The sequence below is a fragment of the Streptococcus salivarius genome (genome assembly GCF_000785515.1).
GTDB classification, from domain to species: Bacteria; Bacillota; Bacilli; order Lactobacillales; family Streptococcaceae; genus Streptococcus; species Streptococcus salivarius.
Map to the genome: position 1 here is coordinate 2,066,214 of NZ_CP009913.1, position 17,748 is coordinate 2,083,961.

Annotated in this window: 11 protein-coding genes and 1 pseudogene; all 12 read right to left on the reverse strand. The window is 41.2% G+C overall.

What is annotated here, in order from left to right:
• Positions 1–66: 66 nt before the first annotated feature.
• Positions 67–543, reverse strand: a complete 477-nt coding sequence (gene ilvN / locus SSAL8618_RS09565) for an acetolactate synthase small subunit (protein WP_002892046.1) — start codon at positions 541–543, stop codon at positions 67–69.
• Positions 536–2,236, reverse strand: coding sequence for an acetolactate synthase large subunit (locus tag SSAL8618_RS09570; protein WP_022496094.1), 1,701 nt, complete (start codon positions 2,234–2,236; stop codon positions 536–538). Before SSAL8618_RS09570 ends, ilvN begins: the two co-directional genes overlap by 8 nt.
• A 107-nt stretch (positions 2,237–2,343) precedes the next feature.
• On the reverse strand, positions 2,344–4,092 hold the full coding sequence (gene ilvD, locus SSAL8618_RS09575) for a dihydroxy-acid dehydratase (RefSeq protein WP_038676867.1): 1,749 nt from the start codon (positions 4,090–4,092) through the stop codon (positions 2,344–2,346).
• Between the two features lie 169 nt (positions 4,093–4,261).
• Positions 4,262–5,929 carry a DAK2 domain-containing protein gene (locus tag SSAL8618_RS09580; RefSeq protein ID WP_022496092.1) on the reverse strand — a complete coding sequence of 556 codons (1,668 nt, stop codon included), beginning with the start codon at positions 5,927–5,929 and terminating at the stop codon, positions 4,262–4,264.
• Positions 5,929–6,294 carry an Asp23/Gls24 family envelope stress response protein gene (locus SSAL8618_RS09585; protein WP_002885694.1) on the reverse strand — a complete coding sequence of 122 codons (366 nt, stop codon included), beginning with the start codon at positions 6,292–6,294 and terminating at the stop codon, positions 5,929–5,931. The genes SSAL8618_RS09580 and SSAL8618_RS09585 overlap by 1 nt, the downstream gene beginning before the upstream one ends.
• 111 nt (positions 6,295–6,405) lie before the next feature.
• On the reverse strand, positions 6,406–7,692 hold the full coding sequence (locus SSAL8618_RS09590) for an MATE family efflux transporter (protein WP_022496091.1): 1,287 nt from the start codon (positions 7,690–7,692) through the stop codon (positions 6,406–6,408).
• 60 nt (positions 7,693–7,752) lie between these two features.
• Positions 7,753–9,237: a threonine synthase gene (gene thrC, locus SSAL8618_RS09595; RefSeq protein WP_037604102.1), complete on the reverse strand. Its 1,485-nt coding sequence runs from the start codon at positions 9,235–9,237 to the stop codon at positions 7,753–7,755.
• 159 nt (positions 9,238–9,396) lie between these two features.
• Positions 9,397–10,374 (reverse strand): hypothetical protein, encoded by a 978-nt coding sequence (locus SSAL8618_RS09600; RefSeq protein WP_038676869.1) that lies wholly within the window; start codon positions 10,372–10,374, stop codon positions 9,397–9,399.
• Between the two features lie 25 nt (positions 10,375–10,399).
• Complete coding sequence (locus SSAL8618_RS09605) at positions 10,400–11,245, reverse strand: hypothetical protein (protein ID WP_038676871.1); 846 nt, start codon at positions 11,243–11,245, stop codon at positions 10,400–10,402.
• Between the two features lie 158 nt (positions 11,246–11,403).
• A pseudogene (adhE, locus tag SSAL8618_RS09610) lies at positions 11,404–14,016 on the reverse strand (bifunctional acetaldehyde-CoA/alcohol dehydrogenase); the annotation flags it as partial.
• 115 nt (positions 14,017–14,131) lie between these two features.
• On the reverse strand, positions 14,132–16,027 hold the full coding sequence (locus SSAL8618_RS09615) for a M13 family metallopeptidase (protein ID WP_038676876.1): 1,896 nt from the start codon (positions 16,025–16,027) through the stop codon (positions 14,132–14,134).
• Between the two features lie 81 nt (positions 16,028–16,108).
• Positions 16,109–17,734, reverse strand: a complete 1,626-nt coding sequence (treC, locus tag SSAL8618_RS09620) for an alpha,alpha-phosphotrehalase (protein WP_038676878.1) — start codon at positions 17,732–17,734, stop codon at positions 16,109–16,111.
• Positions 17,735–17,748: the final 14 nt, after the last annotated feature.

Genomic DNA, 17,748 nt, shown 5'->3' on the forward strand with positions numbered 1-17,748 from the left:
TCTCTTTTCTAAAAAAATAATTTATTGCCTTTTTAAGGCTGGGTTAACAAATTTAAGTTGGATTTTTTAATCACGGGTAAATCCAGTAGCACCCGTACGAGCGATATTTTTGATTCCGTAAGGACGAATAACTCGTAGAAGCGCCTCGCTCTTTTCAGCATCACCAGTCATCTGGATAGTGATAGAGCTTGGTGCCACATCAACCACCGAAGCACGGAAAGGTTGAATAATCGCCAAGATTTCAGCACGTTTAGAGGTTGGTGCTGATACCTTAACTAGGATAACTTCACGTTCCAAGTGTGGCTGATCCGTGATATCACGGATGCGAATCACATCAATCTGACGATTAAGCTGTTTGATGATTTGTTCCACTTCATTTTGAGTATTCACATCAATAATAATCGTAATACGTGAAACGTTAGGATCCTCAGAAGCCCCTACAGAGATACTTTCAATATTAACTTGACGTCGTGAAAGAACACCTGTGAAGCGGTTAAGGACACCCGAACGGTTCTGAAGTTTAGCTGTTAACATTCTACGCATTGAACTTCACCCCCAACATTTCGTGATTACTCTTACCAGCCGGAACGATTGGCAAGACATGCTCTTTACGAGAGATATCCACCTCGATGAACATTGGCACGTCTTCCTTGATAACTTCCAAATCCTGATCAATTGTCTCTGGATTATCAAACTTGTAAGACTTAATGCCGTAAGCTTGAGCCATCAATTGGAAATCTGGAAGGGTATCAAAGACAGACTCTGATGTACGCCCTTCGTAGAAGGACTCTTGCCATTGACGTACCATACCAAGTGAGTGGTTGTTCAACATAACAACCTTGATTGGTACCTTGTAAATATTTAAGATAGCCAATTCTTGGTTCGTCATTTGAAAACCACCATCACCAACAAAGAGGATAACTTCTTTATCAGGATTAGCAATTTTGGCACCAATTGCTGCTGGGACACCAAATCCCATTGTTCCAAGACCACCTGAGGTCACCAATTGACGCTCATTTTGGTATGGATAATACTGAGCTGTCCACATTTGATGTTGACCAACGTCAGTAACAACAACGGCGTCACCCTTAGTCAATTCACCGATACGCTCGATAACTGCCTGAGGCTGTACCATACGTTCTTTCTTATCGTAAGAACGTACACGCTCTTTGTCTTTTGTGACTTTTTCAATCCATTTTTCAGTGTTATTCTGAACCACTGGCTCTGCCAAGAGCATTTCAAGAGCTTGCTTGGCATCACCAACAACTGGAAGGTCCACTGCAATAATTTTACCAATCTCAGCTGGATCTACATCAATATGGACAACCTTAGCATTCTTAGCAAATGTTTTAGGATTACCTGTCAAACGATCATCAAAACGACAACCAATAGCAATCATAAAATCAGCATCCGTCATAGCAATGTTAGCCGCATATGAACCGTGCATACCACCCATACCCAAGAAAAGGGGATGACTAGTAGCAATTGTCCCTTGTCCTAAAAGACTTGTGACAACTGGGATTTGGTAGCGTTCTGCAAAAGCAACTAGCTCCTTAGCAGATTCAGAATAAGATACCCCACCTCCAGCTACAATAACCGGCTTCTTAGCTTTACCCAACTGCTTCAAGATTTTCTTGATTTGCATTTCGTTTGGTCTTAGCGTCGGTTGGTAACTTGGAAGATTAATTTCAGGATCGTTGATGAAGGCTGTTTCCTTAGCCACGACATCTTTAGGGAGGTCGATAACAACTGGACCAGGTCGGCCAGTTGTTGCAATATGAACCGCTTCCCTAATAATACGAGGAATATCAGCTGTATCGCGAATCTGATAATTGTATTTTGTAATCGGCATGGTAATTCCGACAATGTCAGCCTCTTGGAAGGCATCCTTACCAATACCTGGTGTTGCGACCTGACCAGTAAAGACTAGGAGAGGTACGCTATCACTCATAGCATCTGCAATCCCTGTAATAGCATTAGTGGCACCAGGACCACTCGTTACAAGAGCAACACCGAGTTTACCAGTGGATTTGGCATAACCTTCAGCTTCGTGCAGACTTCCTTGCTCATGACGAGATAAGATATGATTAATCTTGTCATTTTTGTAAATAGCATCATACAAAGGAAGAACCGCTCCGCCAGGATATCCAAAGATAGTTGAAATCCCAAGTTCAAGAAGTGTATCTAGAATTAAATCAGCACCAGAGCGTGCTTCTTCAAGTTCAATTTTCTTCACATGGACCTCCTTTAGTAGTTGTTTTTTTCGAATTGTCTAAAAATTCAAAACCTTGTATACTATGATAACATTTTTAACCAAATTTGCAAGGGTTTCAGAGAAAAATATCACAAACTCTTCGGAAAGAATGTTCTTATTTTTTTTTCTTGTGCTTGACGTTCTGCTTTACGTTCTTCGAATTCTTCGTCACTCATCAAAGTTCCGCCAACATTGGCCGATTTAGCAAAGGCTGTATAGCGACGCAACCAACCACTTGAAATTTTTGATTTGAAAGGTTTCAAATGTTTGCGACGTTCTTCAAGGGTTGCATCATCGACAAGCAGATCAAGGGTACGATTTGGTAGGTCAATCACGATTTCATCGCCATCTTCGATTAGGGCGATATTACCACCTTCTGCTGCTTCTGGAGAAACGTGACCAATAGCAATACCACGAGTAGCTCCTGAGAAACGACCATCCGTAATCAGAGCCACATCCTTACCAAGACCGCGTCCGACAATCTTAGAAGTTGGTGCCAACATTTCTGGCATACCAGGTCCACCCTGAGGACCTTCGTAACGAATGACAACGACATGGCCCTTCTTAACTGTTCCATTATCAATCAACTCAAGGGCCTGATTTTGTGAATCACAACAAATAGCTTTACCACGGAAAGTTTTAACAGATGGATCTACACCACCGACCTTGATAACAGCTCCATCCTGAGCAATATTTCCGTAAAGGATAGACAAACCACCAACTGGTGAGATAGGATTCTCAATTGGATGGATAATTTCTTCATTCTTGATTTCAGCACCAGCTACGTTTTCTTTCAAAGTCTTACCAGTAACTGTAATACGATCACCCTTAATGGCTCCTTTTTTAATCAACTGATTAATAATGGCTGGAACTCCACCAGCTTCATGGACATCATGCATAGTGTAAACACTTGAAGGTGCAATTTTAGAGAGATAAGGTGTCTTCTTGGCAATCTCGTTAATGTCTTTAAGATCATAGTCAATACCGGCCTCACGCGCAATAGCAAGCGTATGAAGAACAGTATTGGTTGAACCACCCATGGCCATATCTAGAGCAAACGCATCATCGATGGCTTCTTTGGTCACAATATCACGTGGGCGAACATTATTTTTGATGTTATCCATCAATTTTGTGGCTGCTTGACGAACCAATTCACGACGTTCATCTGAAACGGCTAGGATAGTACCGTTACCTGGAAGGGCAAGGCCCAAAACTTCCATCAAACAGTTCATTGAGTTAGCGGTAAACATTCCTGAGCATGAACCACAAGTTGGACAAGCATTTTTCTCCAAATAATCGAGCTCTTCCTTGCTCATATCTCCAGCCTGATAGGTACCTACAGCTTCAAACAAACTTGATAGCGTCGCTTGATGACCAGTCATGTCAACGCCACCCTTCATAGGGCCACCAGAACAAAATACTGCTGGCACATTAGTACGCATGGCCGCCAAAATCATCCCTGGTGTAATCTTATCACAGTTAGGAATGTAGAAAACCCCGTCAAACCAGTGGGCATTAATAACTGTTTCTGCAGAATCGGCAATCAATTCACGAGATGGAAGACTGTAACGCATCCCAATATGCCCCATGGCAATCCCATCATCCACACCAATGGTATTAAACTCAAAAGGAATACCGCCAGCCTCGCGGATGGCTTCCTTGGCAATATCTGCTAATTCACGCAAGTGAACATGCCCTGGAACAATATCAATATAAGAGTTACAAATAGCAATGAAGGGCTTTTGCATATCCTTGGCAGATTTAACTTGCCCAGTCGCATACAAAAGTCCGCGTGCTGGTGCCTTATCAACACCAACTTTGATCATATCACTTCTCATGATGTTACCTTCAATCTATAAAATTTCTTACAACATATGTTACCACTTTGGAAAGTAATGTCAAGGAATTTTCAGAATATTTCTGTAATTTCGAAAAGATGTCCCAACCGTATCAAAACTGACAAAACAAAAAGGAAGCCCTAAGACTTCCTAAATGATTATTTCAATATTATTCAACACTAAAGAGGTATGGATAAACTGGTTGGTCTCCTTGGAAGATTTCAACTTCGATATCTTCGTGAGCCTCTTCCAATTTTTCCGCAAGTGCTTGAGCTTGTTCTTGATTACCTTCTTCGCCGACGTAAATCATAACAATTTCACTGTCTTCGTCAATCATCTTGTCAAAAGTGTCAAGAAGGGCTTGATCCATATCTGGTGTAGACACAAGGATTTTACCATCAACCATACCAAGGATATCATTTTCATGAATCTCAAGTCCGTCAATAGTTGTGTCACGTACCGCCAAGGTCACGCTACCACTTGTTACATCTGAAAGACTAGCTGTCATAGCTTCAACGTTCGCTTCGATACTTTGGCTAGGATCAAATGAAAGCAAGCTTGTAAAGCCTTGTGGTACTGTACGCGTTTCAACAACAGCCGCATTGACATCTACTACTTCAGCAGCTGATTGTGCTGCCATAAAGATGTTTTTATTGTTTGGCAAGATGATAACATTCTTAGCATTGACCTGCTCAATAGCCTTAACAATATCTTCTGTTGATGGGTTCATTGTTTGACCACCTGAAATCACATAGTCAACACCTTGTGATTTGAAGATATCTGCAAGCCCATCTCCAGCAACAACTGCAATAAGAGCAAAGTCTTTAGGAGCAGAAGGTGCAGCTTGGATAGCTTCTTCTTTTTGAACTTGTGCATCGTGTTGGTTACGCATGTTGTCAACCTTAACTTTGACAAGAGCCCCATATTTAAGACCTTCTTGCATGACAAGACCTGGATCCTCAGTGTGGACGTGAACTTTGACAATTTCATCGTCGTTAACAACAAGGAGAGAATCCCCAAGGTTACTCAAGTAATTTCGGAACTCTTCATAGTCAAAGTCCTTCACATAAGTTGGACCTTGTTTGAGACCAATCATGATTTCCGTACAATAACCGAAGGTAATGTCTTCTGTTGCAACATGACCAGCAACTGACTTATGATGTTCTGCATTGATCATCTCTGTCATCGTAGCTGGTGTCGCTTGGAAGTCCTCTGAAGCGATATACTCACCTGTGAGGGCTGACAAGAAACCTTCATAAATGAAGACCAAACCTTGACCACCTGAGTCTACCACACCAACTTCTTTCAAAACTGGAAGCATCTCTGGTGTCTTAGCCAAGGCAGCTTTAGCTCCGTCAAGAGCTGCACGCATAACCTCAACAGCATCATTTGTAGATTCAGCTTTCTTAATCGCTGCTGAAGCTGCACCACGTGATACTGTAAGGATTGTTCCTTCAACAGGTTTCATAACAGCTTTATAAGCAACTTCAACCCCTGTTTGGAAGGCATGAGCTAGATCTTGGCCGTCAAGTTCCGTTTTGTCCTTGATACTTTGACCAAATCCACGGAACAATTGTGACGTGATAACACCCGAGTTACCACGGGCACCCATCAAAAGACCTTTAGACAAAATCTGACCAACTTCACCAACTGTTGAAGCTGATTGATCTGCGACAGCTTTGGCTCCGTTATCCATAGTCATTCCCATGTTTGTTCCAGTATCTCCATCTGGTACTGGGAAGACATTGAGTGAATTCACATATTCTGCTTGCTTACCTAGACGTGTTGCTGCCGCTTGGACCATCTCCTGAAGCAAGCTTGTTGTAATTTTAGACACTAGTTTTCTCCTACGACTTTAATATTTTGAACGTAAACATTTACCGTTTCAGCCTTGATACCGAGTTGATTCTCAAGATTAAATTTCACACGTTCTTGAATATTTTTTGAAACCTCACTAATCTTAACACCGTAACTCATAACAGTGTAGACATCCACAGTGATACCTGCATCAGTAGATTTCACGACAACTCCTTTTGCGTAGTTTTCTTTTCCAAGAAGTGCTTGAAAATTATCTCGGATAGCACTCTTACTTGCCATACCGACAACGCCAAAAATTTCTGTTGCTGAACCGCCAACTACTGTTGCGATGACATCATCTGACAATTCGATTTGACCATCTTTTGTATTGATTTTTACAGTCATAATTACTACCTCAAAAAGTTTTTATCAGCTTATTTTACCATATTCGAGCCTACTTGTAAAAAATAAGAAGAAGATACCCTTTGAATAAGAGTATCTCCTCAGTATTTATCATTAAAACTTTCTCTTTACGAGATAACGACGGTACATCACGTAGAGGAAGATCGCACGCCATACATTATCAACAACGGTTGCAATCCAGACACCAGCAAGACCCATTCCCAGACTCACCCCAAGGAAGTATCCTGAGAAAATTCGAATAATCCACATCCCAATAGTTGTCGCATAGAAAGGCATCTTAGCCTTACCCAGACCTTGCCAAACTGCTGTGTAAACTAAAGTCCCCGAAGTCACAGGATTCCCAAGGAAAGAATAAAGAATAACTACCTGGCTAGCCGCAATAGCTGCTTTATTATCTGTAAAGAGACCTGATAATCCTTGGCCAAAGAGCAAGATACTCCCTGAAACCAGAACCATCAAGAAGGTGGAAATCCAATAAGACTCTCGTATAATACGCTTCATCTGCGTCTTATCCCCTCGACCCAGACTATTGGCAACCAAGATAACCGTAGCCGTAGCGACTCCCATACCAGGCATATAGTTAAACTGAGTGAGGTTTTCACCAATGGCGTTACCACCGACAACGGCTGTACCAAAGGTAACAATAATAGCCACGATGACCACATCTCCAGCACGCATCATCAGTCGCTCACCTGCTGCTGGCAGGGCAATGCCCAACAAATCTCTATTAAAAGGTTTGGTAATTTCAAGCTGCTTCACATCCAGTTTCATCGCTTGCCAGAGTATCACTGTCCCAACCAGACGAGAGAAAACCGTAGCCGTTGCGACCCCAATAATCCCCCAATGTCCCACAAAGATGGCTAAAGAAGATAAAATAGCATTTAGAACATTGGTCAAAAGACTGATGACCATGGAAATACGAGGTCGTCCCTTGGCCCGTAGGATGTTACCAAAAGTGGTCATCAAGGCTAGGAAAACCACTCCTCCACCGACAAGAGCAAGGTAGAGACTACCAGCCTGAGTCACAGATTGCTCAGTACCTAAAAGATTAAGAATGGCCCCACCACCAAAAATGGAAAGTAGACCAAGGATGAGACTAAGAGCAAGGGTAATAATAATAGCATCCCAAGTGTCTCGGTTAGTCGCTTTAACATCACCTTTTCCTAAACTCCTGGCAATGACACTGGCACTTGAGGCTCCTAGAGCAATAAAGATAGCTTGGTAAATCGTAATGATATTATTGGCTACGGAAACCCCCGATATAGCGACAATACCCACCTGAGCCACTAGGTAAGAATCGACAACCCCCATCAACATTTGTAGAAGGTTTTCGGCCATAGCAGGCAAGGCTATGTTTAGAATTTTCTTTGTTTCTGTCATAATATTCTTTTCTATATTGATAAAAATAGGGCTGATTTCTCAGCTCCTATTTTTTTATTCTTATACACCAAGATAGCTTTCAACTGCTTTTTGCATATCAGCTGCCGCAACAACTGTTTTATGGCGAACTTCTGCATGTTCAAGTCCATCTACAGCAGCTGGGATAGCTACACCTGAAAGTTGGTGCAAATCTTCTACTGCCTTGAAATCATTCCCACTATCTTTACCAGTGACAGCTGAAACTGCCACACGTGGGAATTTGTATGGGCTAGCTGTTGAAGCGATAACTGTTGGTGTGTGGTCATCTGTCTTTTGAACATATGCTTCGTAAACAGCTGAGGCAACTGCTGTATGAGGATCTTCGATATACTTGTCTTCATCATAGACACGCTTGATTTCAGCAGCTGTTTCATCCTCAGTTGCAAAACCTGCTGCAAACAAATCAAGAATATCTTTATCTGCATCAGCCAAAGTATACTCACCCTTAGTCACAAGTGCATCCATAAGCTCTTTAGTCTTAGTAGCATCATTACCAAGAAGGTGGAAAATCAAACGTTCCAAGTTAGAAGATACCAAGATATCCATAGAAGGGCTTGTTGTTACCTTGAAGTCACGTTTCTTATCATAAGTACCCGTTGCGAAGAAGTCTGTAAGGACGTTATTTTCATTAGAAGCACAGATTAATTTGCCAACTGGAACACCAATCTGACGTGCATAATAAGCCGCCAAGATATTACCAAAGTTTCCTGTTGGTACTGTGAAGTTCACCTTATCTCCGTTTTGGATATGACCTGCCTTAACCAACTGTGCATAGGCATATACATAGTAAACCACTTGTGGTACCAAACGACCAACATTCATTGAGTTAGCTGATGAGAATTGCGTATGATGAGCCAACAATTTCTCACGCAAATCAACATCATTAAACATACGTTTCACATCTGTTTGGGCATCATCAAAGTTACCGTCAATGGCAATAACGTGCGTATTAGCTCCTGTTTGAGTGGTCATTTGCAATTCTTGGATTTTTGAAACACCGTCTTTTGGATAAAAGACAATGATTTCAGTTCCTGGAACATCTGCAAAACCAGCCATGGCAGCTTTACCAGTGTCACCTGATGTCGCTGTCAAGATAACGATTTTATTATCAACACCTTGCTTTTTAGCTGATGTTGTTAGCAAGTATGGCAAGATTGAAAGGGCCATGTCTTTGAAAGCGATGGTAGAACCATGGAAAAGCTCAAGGTTGTAGTGGTTCTTAAGTTTAACTACTGGTGCAATGGCAGCTGTATCAAACTTGTCATCATAAGCATTTGTGATACAGTAATCCAATTCCTCTTCAGTAAAATCATCCAAGAAAGCTGACAAGACCAATTTAGCAACTTCTTGGTAAGAAGCATCTTTCAATTGATCAAAGTCCAAAGTAACCTCAGGCGTTGACAACGGTGTGAACAAACCACCATCTGTTGCCAAACCTTGAAGAATAGCCTGACTAGCTGTTACTTTATTATTTTCGTCACGTGTTGATTGGTATACAAGTGTCATGGTAAATCCTCTTTTTAGATAGTCTGTGGCTCTATTGTAGCATAATTGTCAGAATATTTCTACATGTATTGTGACTTGTGAGAAAATCATCCGGATATCACCTTATTCTTTCCTCTCAAAGACATGAAAAAATCCGGAATAGCTATTCCGGATGTCATCTTAAAATTTATCTTTGGTGTCATTCTTAGTTGAGAAAGTAATATCTTTTGATTTGCCATCACCACTAAGCGTTACTTTCTTATCTTTTTTAGTCACTTTTAGCTCTTGGCCTTTTTTCACATTGAGACCATCAATATCAACGTCTTTGTTGACAGAAGTAACAGTCATCTTATGTCCCAAACGGCTAACCTTCCCTTTGAAAAGGGTTGTCGTTGTTTCGCCTGTCTTCGAATCATACTTTTGACCACTGTCTTTCGCAGCTTTTTCAAGAGCTTCATCAAGTTCTTTTTCTATGGTTTCCTCACTGTAATAGTTTTCAAAGGAATCTCCATAAAAGGCTTTAAATAAATCTCCAAAGGCTGAGAAGGACTTCTGAACCCTCTCACGATAGTCCTTGATATAAGTTTTCTTATCAAAAGTATAGCTAGCAGTAACCTTCGCATTGCTACCTTTTACTTTCATGGTTACAGCAGTATCTGTAAAGTACTTTTCAAGCTCCTTACTATCCAAGTCTGTCAAACTTTCAGACATGCTTGAACTATACTCTCTACCTAGAGAACTACTGTACCATTTGCCATCAATATTACCTGTCACATAACGGTAAGTCATAAAGCCACCGATACATAAGAAGACAAGGACTACCGCTGACAAAACTGAGACTAGGATGCGTTTTTTCTTTTTGGGATCCATTTGTTTCTTAGGAGCCAAATTTGCCATAGCTGCTTGCCCTTCTGGAAAAGCAACCGTAGAAGGTGCAGTTGCTGTTACTACTGGTGCCGTTTCTGTTGGTAGAGGACTAGTGCTTGTCTCGACGATTTCTGCCTCAACCTTAACAGGTTCAGTAGTAACTGTATCTTCAGCTTTAGCTGGTGCTTCATTAACAAACTCTCCAGCTTTCAAAGCATCCGCCATTTCCTGAACACTCGGCTTACGTCCGTTTACCGTCTCAAAATAGTCCAACCATTCTTCTCTTGTCATTTATATTCCCCTTTAATTTCCTTTTTTATTTATTTTTTGTAAAGCTAATGTCACCAAATTCACTGTGTGCCTTGATAGTAAAACCTTCATTGTTGGGCGTATAATCTAATACATCACCTTTTTTAAAAGCATCTGAATCTCCAGCCTTATCCACAGTGATTGTTTGCTCCCAACGGTTAATATCACCCGTGAAAGCAGTTGTTGTAACACGACCGGTTTTGGCATCGTAGGTATAACTCTTTGGAAGTTCTTTCTTCACTGTCTCATCAAACTGTTTATAGTAGTCTTTTTCTGACAATGAATAACTATCAAAAACCTCCGAGAACTCCTCGCCATACTGACCTTTCAATTCAGTAACTCTACTCTGGTAAGCCTGATAAAGACCTTTACGATTGTAAACAAAGCTCACTTTTAAGTGAGCCTTATTGTCAGTAATACTCATTGCTGTATTGATATCGGTGATAAGATTTTGACCTTGTGGTAAAGCATTACTAACTTTATTCTTAGTAGTAGCAGTATCTTTTAGAGTCGCTAACATTTTCTCACTAAAGGTCAGGCTTGTCCACTCGCCCTCAATGCTGGCAGCTCGATAACGGTAACCCATTACGATACAAACAATCAAAAGGATAGTGAGTATCGCTGCAATAACACCTGATACCATCCCCACAATATTCTTTGAGGTTACTGGCTCCTTTGATTCTTTTACTTTTTGACTAGGATTGAATTGAACACTCACCATCCTATCAGCATTAAACTCTTTAAACTTATTAGTCGCCCTATTCCCTTCTATGGAGGCCCTTGATGGCCTCATTTCATGAGGCTTGAGAGGATGCGCCGTGGCATTCAAACTAAGCCCTTCTTCTTTTGTCATAGAACTCTCCTTATTTTACCGTAAGGTTATTATAACAATTCTTAAAGCGTTTTTCTATCTTATTCAGGAAAGTCCTTTATTTTTAATTTGGATGAACACTCTAATATAGTAGCTTTTAGCAAAAAAGTAGCCCTCACAGAGCTACTTTAGTCTATCACTTAACCTTTGTAGTCAAAGGCAACTTCGATAATTTCTTTCAATTCTGAAATAAGAGGTTCTTTTGGATTAGCAGTTGTACATTGGTCTTCGTACGCATGCTCCGCTAAAGTATAGACAGTGTCTTGAAGAAGTTTCTTCGTAACCCCTTGTCCTTTCCAGTTCATGTCAATACCAACGGCAACACCCAATTCGTAAACTTTTTGTGCCAAAACTTCAACCAATTCAGCATCTGATTGTTTGTCAGTACCCCATCCCATGAAACGAGCGATATCTGCGTAATCCTTGTCTGCACGGAAGTAATCATATTTAGGGAACATAGCGTGTTTTTGAGGATCACGACCATTGTAACGGATTACGTGAGGCATCAAAATCGCATTGGTACGTCCGTGTGGAATGTCAAACATAGGACCAATCTTGTGAGCTAGTGAGTGGTTGATACCAAGGAAGGCATTGGCAAAGGCCATACCAGCCATTGTAGACGCATTATGCATCTTTTCACGTGATTCTTCATCACCAAAGCGGTAAGAATGTTCAAGATTTTCAAAAACAAGTTTAATCGCTTGAAGTGAAAGTCCACGTGTATAGTCGCTAGCCATTACTGATACGTAAGACTCAATAGCGTGAGTCAAAACGTCCATACCTGTATCTGCTGTAACACTAGCAGGCACACTCATAACCAAAGCAGGGTCAATGATGGCAATATCAGGAGTCAAAGCGTAATCTGCCAATGGATACTTGATATGAGTTTCACTATCAGTGATAACCGCAAATGACGTTACTTCTGAACCTGTCCCTGAAGTAGTTGGGATACAGATGAATTGTGTCTTCTGAGCGTAAGGAATCTTGTAGGTACGTTTACGGATATCCAAGAATTTTTGTTTAGCGCCGAAGAAGCTTACATCTGGGTGTTCAAAGAACATCCACATAGCCTTAGCAGCATCCATTGCAGAACCACCACCAAGAGCGATAATCACATCTGGTTGGAAGTCTACAAAACGTTCCAATCCTTTATAAACTGTATTAGTAGATGGGTTTGGCTCAACATCTGAGAAAACATCTACTGCTGGTCTGTGGCGGTTAAGTTCCAATTGGCGTTTAACCAAGTCAGCGTAACCAAACTGAACCATACCAGGGTCACAAACCAACATCACGCGGTCAGCTTCAATGTGGCGCAAGTAAGTTATTGAATCTTTTTCGAAGAAGATTTTTGGTGGGACGCGAAACCATTGCATGTTATTGCGACGCTTTGACAATGTCTTAACATTCAAGAGATCAAATGAGCTAACATTGTGTGAAACTGAGTTATGACCGTGTGAACCACAACCAAGAGTCAATGATGGAATCATGTTGTTGTAGATATTACCAATACCACCTTCAGCCGATGGGCTATTCACCAAGACACGGCAAGCTTTCATGCGAATACCGTATTGGAGTTGGAGCTCTTCATTTTCAGTGTGGATAACAGCTGTATGTCCAAGACCTCCCAAATTGAGCATGCCTTCTGCTTTTTTGAATCCATCTTCAACGCCATCAGATTTGATAAGGGCAAGTACTGGAGACAATTTTTCCAAGGCAAGTGGATGTTCCATTGTTGCATCTGGAATTTCTGCCAAAAGCATTTTTGTACCTGCAGGTACTTTAAGACCAGCTTTTTCAGCAATTTCAATAGCTGAGTGACCTACAATAGCGCCGTTTACAGCTGTGCGTGCTTCATTAAGAACGACTTTTTCCAATTTAGCAATATCAGCTTTTTTAGAAATGATGACACATTGATGTGCTTCGAATTCAGCCTTAACTTCATCATAAATAGCTGCATCAACGATAGCTGCTTGTTCAGAAGCACAAATCATACCATTGTCAAAAGTTTTTGAAACGATGATATCGTTGACAGCACGTTTAACTTTAGCATCAGCAGCAATATAAGATGGTACGTTCCCGGCTCCTACACCAAGAGCTGGTTTACCAGTTGAATAAGCGGCCTTAACCATACCAGGTCCACCAGTCGCAAGTACCGTAGCAATCTTAGGATGGTTCATCAAAAGACCAGTTGCTTCGATAGATGGCTCTTCAATCCACTGGATACAATCCTTAGGAGCACCTGCTTCAATAGCCGCATCACGAACAATACGAGCAGCTTCTGCAGATGATTTTTGAGCTGATGGGTGGAAGGCGAAGACAATAGAGTTACGTGTCTTCAATGCAATGAGGGCTTTGAAAATCGTTGTTGAAGTTGGGTTAGTTGTTGGTGTAACCCCACAGATAACACCGACCGGTTCAGCGATAGAAACCAAACCTTGTTCTTTATCTTCAGCAATAACGCCTACAGTTTTGTCATATTTAATACTATTCCAAATGTATTCAGAAGCATACATGTTCTTGATGGCTTTATCTTCATAAATACCACGCCCTGTTTCATCAACGGCCAATTTAGCCAAATACATGTGTTTATCTAGGGCAGCAATCGCAGCTTGGTGAACAATATGGTCCACTTGCTCCTGCGTAAAGTTAGCCATAGCATCAAGGGCTTCAACACCCTTTGTTGCCAATTCATCAATTACTGTTTGAACATCTTTAGTTTGTTTAGTCATATGAAACTCCTTTGAATACTTGTTAAAAACTTCACAAGCTTTAACACAAGTATATTATAACGTTTTCTAGTCGTTATGTAAACCCTTACAACGACAAAAATAAAGAAATCCATCCAATTTTGGACAGATTTCATCATTATTACCAAATAATCACACGTTCTTCTGGGGCACGCCACATGCCGTCGCCTTCTTTGACGTCAAATTCCTTGTGGAATTCGTCAAAGTTGCTCACGATAACATTGGTGCGCCATTTAGCTGGAGCATGCACATCCACGCTAGCTAACATTTGCATGTATTCTTCACGTGCTTTCATACGCCAGATTGTCGCAAAATTAACAAAGAACTCACGAACTGAAAAATCCTTATCTCGTTTAGCGGCCTCTAAGGCACAGGCTACACCACCGAGGTCAGCAACATTCTCAGAAACAGTCAATTTACCATTGACCTTGGCACCATAAGAGTCCAAGCCCTCAAACTGATCCACAATCTTGTCAGTACGTTCCTTAAAGGCTGCATAGTCTTCTTCAGTCCACCAATTCTTAAGACTACCATTCTCATCAAAGGAAGCTCCGTTTGTATCAAAGGCATGGGAAATCTCGTGAGCAATGACAGCACCAATACCACCATAGTTGGCTGATGACGATTGGTGAAGGTCATAGAAAGGTGCTTGAAGGATAGCTGCTGGGAAAACAATTTGGTTCTGCTGTGGATCATAGTAAGCATTAACCATGTGGGCAGGCATATGCCACTCACTTCGATCAACTGGTTGGTTCCACTTACTCCAGCTATGAGCAATTGAAATTTCGACTAACTTCTGTGCATTCTCAACAAGTGACAAGTTCTCATCAATAATCTTCTTATTATATGTCTCAGGTAGTTTTTCTGGATAACCGATATGAGGCGTAATGACATTAAGTTTCGTAATAGCTTTTTCACGTGTTTCCGGTGCCAACCAATCCGCTGTTTGAAGGCGTGATTTATAAACATCAATCATGGTTGCCACTTTGGCTTCAACGTCTGCTTTTGCTTCTGGTGAGAATTTTTCACCTGCATACCATAGTCCTAGAGCTTGATTGTAAGGGCCTTGTGCCAAATAGTAGGCTCCTTTTTTCTTGTCCCAGGCTTGTGGTGTTCCTGAAAGCGCACGACCATATTTTCCAAATAGAACACGAAGTTCATCTGTCAAATAGGCATTCCAAATTGTCGTAGCATCGATAAGTAGGCTCGCCTTAAGTAGCTCCCAATTATCTTCTGAATAATATTCCGCCGCAAATTCTGTCCAGAAGCGCTCTTCAGGAACGATAACTTTATCAGGAACTTGTCCCAAGATTTCTGTGAAGATGTTATCAAGTGGGAGTTCCGGTGCTAGCTTGGTAAAGTCTTCCCAATCATATGGGTGGTAGAGTTCCACATACTCGGAAGATTCTTCACTCGAAAGGACATACTTGGCCAACTTAGCATCAAGGGCGATAACCTTGTCCAAGATATCTTTGATTTCTTCAGCTGTAAAGCCATATTTCTCAAGGAGTTCTTCTTCCATTTCACGCCAAATTCCTAAAAGCTCCTTGCCCTTCTCATTATCCTCAGTGTAATAGGTTGTATCAGGTAAAATAATACTTGGCGCTGCTGCCCAGAGGACATTTAATTGAGCATTCATAAAGTCTGGAGATACACCGAATGGGAACTCATTAGGCTTACCAGACATCTCATAGTCAGCAATTTTCGAAGCAAATTCTGAGAATGAGGAAAGCTTCTTGTATTCTTCAATCCAAGGTTTAACAGGCTCGATACCCAATGCCTCACGTTTGTCAAAGTCCGTAGCCATACGGTGAAACTTTATAAAGTTTTGTAGAATGGCATTGTCAGGAACATTCTCTCCTGCCAACCATTGATCAGTTGTTTCAAGCATGAGGTCTTCAATTTCATCTGCTAAATCTGAGAAACCTCCTGTGCGTGGTTTATCATCGGGAATCACTGCTGTTTTTTCCCACTCACCATTAATCGCATGGTAAAAATCATCTTGTAAGCGTGTCATTACACTTCCTCCATCAACATTAAAAGTGCTTTCATTATAACAAAATTCCCCAGCAAAAGCATTTACTGAGGAAAGTTTGGCTTATTTTACTAAGATTGCTAGGGTTTGATAAGGCTTAAGACTTACCTTTTCAGCAAGCTCTGCATCATCATAGTTTGACAAGAGCACGCGCCCTACTTGGTATTCTGCTGGAATCTCCACTTCAACTTCACTTCCGTAGAAATTATTGAGTACCAAGAGTTTTTGATCGTCTAAGTAGCGTTCAAAGGCGTAGACTTGTTGATTATCCTCAAATGCTGGCTGATAGCTTCCTTCTGAAATGATAGGCATTTCTTTGCGCAAGCGAATCAATTCTTTATAGAATTTAAAGATTGGTCCATCGATTTCATTTTCAACGTTGATGTCTTTATAAGATTTACCGACTTTCAACCATGGAGTGCCTGTTGAAAAACCTGCATTCTCAGAAGCATCCCATTGCATTGGCGTACGAGAATTATCACGTGATTTGGCTTGAATGATCTTGAAGGCCTGCTCAGGAGACTCGCCTTGGTCCAAGAGCATTTGGTAAGCATTGATGGATTCCACATCCACGTAATCTGCCATAGAATCATAATCTGGATCAATCATCCCGATTTCTTCGCCCATGTAGATATAAGGTGTTCCACGTGATAGGTGAATGCTAGCTGCTAGCATGGTCGCTCCTTCATTACGAAAGTTCTTAATATCCACAAAGCGATTCAAGGCACGAGGTTGGTCATGGTTATTCCAGAAAAGGGCACTCCAACCACCTCGTTCACTCATTTCCTTACCCCAGGTATGATAGAGACGTTTGAGCTCTTCAAAATCAAAGGGAGTAATAGTCCATTTTTGTCCATCTTCATAATCTACTTTAAGATGATGGAAGTTAAAGGCCATAGACAACTCGTGACGCTCCGGTGCTGAATAAAGAACACAGTTGTCAATTGTTGTCGATGACATCTCTCCAACTGTCATAAAGCTACCATCAGAACCAAAGGTCGCTTCATTCATCATACGAAGATAGTCATGGACAATTGGTTTATCCGTATAAGCTGGTTTCCCTTCATTTTCAGGGCAATCCACTAAGACTTCATCTTTCCCAATCAAATTGATCACATCGAAACGGAAGCCTTTGACTCCCTTGTCACGCCAGAAGTTGACCACCTTGAACAACTCCTTACGGACATTGGGATTGCGCCAATTAAGGTCCGCCTGTGTTTCATCAAAGAGGTGAAGATAGTATTTCCCTGTATCTCCAAAAGGAGCCCAGGCAGAACCACCAAATTTAGACAACCAATCGGTTGGTTGGTTCTGAATAAAGAAGAAATCTTGATAATACTGGTCTCCAGCCAAAGCTTTTTGGAACCACTCATGCTCCGTCGAGCAATGGTTGAGCACCATGTCTAGCATGAAATCAATCTTGTGCTCTTTTCCAACACGGACCATTTCTTCAAAATCAGTCATGTCTCCAAAGACAGGGTTAACGGCTGTATAGTCTGAAATATCGTAACCATTGTCACGTTGTGGGCTCGGATAGAAAGGATTGAGCCAAACCATATCCACGCCTAACTCTGATAGATAAGGAATTTTTTCAATGATGCCTCTGAAATCACCGATTCCATTTCCTGTAGTGTCCTTATATGATTTTGGATAAATTTGGTATACAACCTTTGTTTTATCTAATGCCATGTGATTTTTCCTCT